The following is a 4,677-nucleotide window of genomic DNA, read 5'->3' on the forward strand; positions in this document are numbered from 1 at the left end:
TTATACTTTACATGGAAGTTAGCCGAAATTTGTGCTAAAATTCTAGCTAGAATGTTATCACAATAGACGAGCAATAGGCTTGCCGGCTCGTCTGTCATTCGCTACTCGAATGACCCACCTGAGGAGGTAAAAGTTATGAGCTACATGGTTGCGAGAATGCAGAAAATGAAAGTTGGGAATTTGGGTGGCGCATATAAGCACAATGAACGGATTTTTGAAAAGCACTCAAACAAAGACATCGACACGAGCAGGTCACACCTCAACTATGAGTTGACGGATCGTGACCGCTCTGTGTCGTATGAACGGCAAATTAAGGACTATGTGAACGAGAACAAGAGTTCTAAACGTGGGATACGGAAAGACGCTGTTTTGTGTGATGAATGGATTATTACGTCAGATAAAGATTTTTTTGAAAAGTTGGGCCAGGAGCAGACGAGAAAATTTTTTGAAACGGCTAAAAACTACTTCGCGGAGAATTACGGAGAAACCAACGTTGCTTATGCCAGTGTACATCTTGATGAGAGTACCCCACACATGCACTTAGGGATTGTGCCAATGAGAAATGGTAAGCTGTCATCAAAGGTTATGTTTAACCGTGAGGAGCTAAAGCATATTCAGGAAGATTTGCCAAAGTACATGAATGAGCATGGTTTTGAGTTGCAACGTGGAAAGCGAGATAGCAAAGAACAGCATTTGAGTGTGGCGGACTACAAGGAAAAAATGGGGCGTGAAGCTCTTAATCAGGAATTGCTAGATTTAGGAGCGCCAAAATATTGGCATACGGAAGAACGTAGACCTGCAACAATGTCAGAAATTCAAGATTATGAGGACATAGGTTCTTTGTTTGCAGATTCAGACGTGACATTTAACATCCGAGAAGCGACGTTGGAAGAGCGTTTCAAATGGCTAGACACTCATAGAAACGATTTAAGGGCAGATTTAGGACGTTTAGAGGGTGTCCTTGAGAAAAAGATTGACGAATACGGTAAAATCGATTCTGAGGCTTCTGAGAGGCTCTCAGAGCTATCTGAGTTAAATTCTGAGGTAAATAGTCGTCAGGAGGAAATAAAGGGGTTAAAAAGCGATTCTAAGCGTCTGAGCGATGATGTGGTTCGTCTGGAGAGAGCTCATAGAGAAAAAACGCAACTTTTGGTGGAACAATCAAGTAACTTATCGAAAATTTCGTATAGAGATTTAGATAGACGTCGAGTTGCCAAAGAGTTGCAGGAAGAATTAGAAAATGCTACTCCTAAACTGTTTGGCGATGGCTTTAATTTTACTTCGGATTTTGTTGGACGACTGAAGACGTTTGTGTCTGATGTTGTAGAGAAGCTGGAGCAGGCGGTCAATCAAAATGAGTTACTTAGAAATGCACTAGCAGGCATGAAAGAAGCAAAGAGTAGGCTTGAAAATAGCCTATCTCATGCAGAATGGAAAAATCAGCAATTAGAGACTGAAAACAAAGCATTAAAGCTAGAAAACAGGGAGTTGAAAGTTTCTAAAAATCTCTTAGATGACCTTTCTGAAGTCATAACAGAAAAAGAAGTAACCAGCCTCAATAAGCGTTTAGAAAACTTAAGAGAGACACGAGAACTGTCTAGGAAAAGACATGAGCCTACAAAAGGGCGGAGTATCTGAGCGATTTATGCCGTGAAAGCTATTTGACAATAAGCTAGGTCAAGTTAGACTGGTTAAGGCGGTTCAGTCTGAACTTTGTTCAGCTGACCGACAAACCAAAGACTAACGACCTAGGTTCCTTGTTGTCAAATAGACCATGGAATAAAGCAAGCGGACATGGTATAATAGCAATATTCTGGCACTAAGCCTTCGAAAGGAGGTGTTTAGCTTGTTAGAACTCATTACTCTTCTTGTTGTTGTCCGAGTAGTGTTGCCCTTAGCGTACGAGTTGGGGAAAGCCTATGGGATGAAGTGGATTGAAAAGCGCTTCGATGACAACGAGAAATAGTGTCACTTTTCACGAACGCTAGTGTGTTGTAGCTAGCGCAAAAAAGCACCCTAAGTCTTGGCGGACAGGGTGCTTTTCGTTTAGCGTGATGAACTCACTACTCTTGTTGTTGATTAAATTATAACATAGTTTTATAATGGGTGTCAAAAATAGACATTTGTGATATAATCAAATTGAGGCGCCTCAGCGATACGGTCGGTGGCGTGAATCTCTTTATAGGTCGGGCAACTGGAAACGGATAGCTCAAAGGGCACTATTTTGTGTCGGGTGTGGGACTGCCTTCAGCTTCGAGCTGTAAAGACCCCGGATGCATTTTTAAGAGATTGGCCCGATAGGGTCTTTTTTTTTGAAAAATTAAAAAAAAATGAAGGATTTTTTCTAAAGGAGTTACTTTCATACTTACTTTATAACTTACTTTATATATACTTTGGGGGTGTCAAAAAGTCAGTATTATCAAGGGTTTGCGAGGAGATAAGTGACAAAAAAGTACGTGATACATGACAAAAAAGTACGTGATACATGACAAAAAAGTACGTGATACATGACAAAAAAGTACGTGATACATGACAAAAAAGTAATAAATTACTTGAAGTTTGTCATGTAATATTATATAATCATTTATGACAAAAAAGTACGTGAGGTTAAGCCATGAAAAAAGGGAAGTCAGAAAATGCGTTTGAGGGCTTGATGTCTAGACAAGATTATCTAGTAGTACAAGCGAATGACCTAGCCAAAGCCTTTGGGAATTTAAAAGCCTTTGAACATAAGCTACTGGACTATTGTTTTAGCTATGTGACCAAAGAAAGCACTGCAACAGATACATTTACGACAAATGCAAAAGAGGTGCTGAAGCACTTTGGATTGAACGCTTCAGGGAAAAACTATGAGCGTGTGGCACGTGGCTTTAAAGCCCTAAACGAAAACACTGCGTTATATCTGCCAATCGTTGAGAATGGCGTTAAAGGGATATTGATGACCCAGTTATTTAGAAAAATTAAATTCTTAGCTAATGGCGAAGTGGAATTTATCTTTTCAGAAGATGCTGCGCCTTACGTATTTGCTTTACGTAGCCAGTTCTTCTCGTTCAAATTGGCAGAGTTAGCTCAAATCAAATCAAAGTATGCCATTATTTTGATGAAATTGTGGGAAGCAAATCGCTTTAAAAATCAACGTGTCACAACCATTCAAGGAGATTTAGACGATTGGCAAGATTGGTTTTTAGGGGAAGAGAGAAGAATGCCCCCTGCAATCTTTGCAAGGAACTGTCTGAAAGTTGGGGCAGAAGAGCTAGAGAAAAAATTAGGGGTAGATGTTTATCTAAACGTAGTTAAAAATGGCCGAAAGGTCATAGGCTATGAAATGCAGATTACTGATAATCGACAAGTACCAACTGCAGAGATAATCAAGCAAGCTGAAGAAAGAAGTCGACAGACAGATATTTATGATTTTTTAGATTAAGCACTGTTCAAAAATCTAAGTATGGTTCAAATGGTTGTAACTGTCATGGAAAACACTTGTTTATATCTAATTTATGAGTAAAAAGATGCTATTGAGATGAAAAAGCAGCTCGATGTTGATGAAATTTAAAGAGACTGGGACAAAATTGTCCCAGTCTCTTTCTTGTTAGTGAATTATTCTTCGTATAGAATTTCAGGGTTCGGTATGCTCATCCCTGAACCACCACTACTGTAATTATTTGTTTCTGATTGAGGAAGTGCTATTTGTATTCCACCAGGGCCGTAAGCTACACCTGTAAAAGTTACTCTTTTTATTTTTCCGCTTACATATATTGAACCACTAACTGATTGTCCTGCCCTACCTTGACCGCTTACCGGGTAATATAAGGTACGGCCATTTGTTAATGTAATACGAACTCCTCCAGAGAATTGATAAGAGCTTTTAGTATAAGGTCGTGCGTACCACCATGCTCTACTTCGGTTATCATAAATTTCTATTTTGGAAACTCCACCATTTCCAGTTGCAGTAGAATATGGGGTGATTTGGTTTGCTTTTGGAGTTTCGGCATATGTTGTAACAGTAAATGAAAGAAGAGTGAGAAAGGTAGTTATAAATAAAATAAGTTTTTTCATGGTAGTTCTCCTTTATTTTTTGTATGATTATATCAGAATATTTTTAAAAATGAAAGGGTTTTCTATGAAGGGTGATGTTTTTTTTGATTATTTTTTGAAATCACTTAGGTTTCATCTTGGTGATAGGTGTAAGGATATTGGATTTATAGAGTTTGCTAAGGATGAAAATAATAGTTTTATTATTATAAAGGATTATATTTTAGAATCATTAGTAGTGTTGTCAAATATTTTGAGTAAGGAGAGGATTGTGTTTTCTTGTGGGGTTATTCATAGTAAGGGGGGAGTTACTGGAGTAGAAGTATGTATGAATGTATTAGAGTTAGAAAGATTAAATAATTTGTATAAGATATAGTTTTGAAGAATATTAAAAAATATAATGGAAACTGTCTATGTAGGATGTGTGGAGTTGATAGTATCAATGTTTCCTATGGAGATAATTTTCTCAACTATGTTTACTTTGATTTTTTGGTCGGACAATAGCGAAGCCGCCCAATTTTTCAAAAAATGCCCTTGCGATTCGAGGGCTTTTTTTGTAGTTCTCCCTGGCATAAAGTGGGCGGACTAGCTCTCTGCAAGAGCCTTCGGAGAACGCACTTTTACGAAGTAAAGTATAGTGTGTTA

Annotated in this window: 4 protein-coding genes; 3 read left to right on the top strand and 1 reads right to left on the bottom strand. The window is 38.3% G+C overall.

All coding sequences use genetic code 11. The features are described from left to right. The first annotated feature begins 135 nt into the window (after window positions 1-135). Both mobV and HT703_RS04640 read left to right on the top strand, forming a co-directional pair. Window positions 136-1,638 carry a MobV family relaxase gene (gene mobV / locus HT703_RS04635; protein WP_023937738.1) on the top strand — a complete coding sequence of 501 codons (1,503 nt, stop codon included), beginning with the start codon at window positions 136-138 and terminating at the stop codon, window positions 1,636-1,638. Between the two features lie 976 nt (window positions 1,639-2,614). Further along, the gene (locus HT703_RS04640; RefSeq protein WP_000715517.1) at window positions 2,615-3,424 is read left to right on the top strand and encodes a replication initiation protein; all 810 of its coding nucleotides are present in this window, start codon (window positions 2,615-2,617) and stop codon (window positions 3,422-3,424) included. Window positions 3,425-3,597: 173 nt separating this feature from the next. Here the strand turns inward: HT703_RS04640 and HT703_RS04645 are convergent, their stop codons facing one another. Then, the gene (locus HT703_RS04645; RefSeq protein ID WP_000733562.1) at window positions 3,598-4,056 is read right to left on the bottom strand and encodes a hypothetical protein; all 459 of its coding nucleotides are present in this window, start codon (window positions 4,054-4,056) and stop codon (window positions 3,598-3,600) included. Between the two features lie 64 nt (window positions 4,057-4,120). Between HT703_RS04645 and HT703_RS04650 the strand changes: the two genes are divergently transcribed. Then, a complete protein-coding gene (locus HT703_RS04650) occupies window positions 4,121-4,408 on the top strand; it encodes a hypothetical protein (protein WP_078373521.1) in 288 nt (95 codons plus the stop codon). Window positions 4,409-4,677: the final 269 nt, after the last annotated feature.

The sequence above is a fragment of the Streptococcus sp. 3874 genome (genome assembly GCF_013276425.1).
GTDB classification, from domain to species: Bacteria; Bacillota; Bacilli; order Lactobacillales; family Streptococcaceae; genus Streptococcus; species Streptococcus pseudopneumoniae.

Coding starts and splice junctions, on each gene's coding strand:
- HT703_RS04650 (WP_078373521.1), top strand. CDS start 4,121: ATGAAGGGTGATGTTTTTTTTGATTATTTTTTGAAATCACTTAGGTTT.
- HT703_RS04645 (WP_000733562.1), bottom strand. CDS start 4,056: ATGAAAAAACTTATTTTATTTATAACTACCTTTCTCACTCTTCTTTCA.
- HT703_RS04640 (WP_000715517.1), top strand. CDS start 2,615: ATGAAAAAAGGGAAGTCAGAAAATGCGTTTGAGGGCTTGATGTCTAGA.
- mobV (WP_023937738.1), top strand. CDS start 136: ATGAGCTACATGGTTGCGAGAATGCAGAAAATGAAAGTTGGGAATTTG.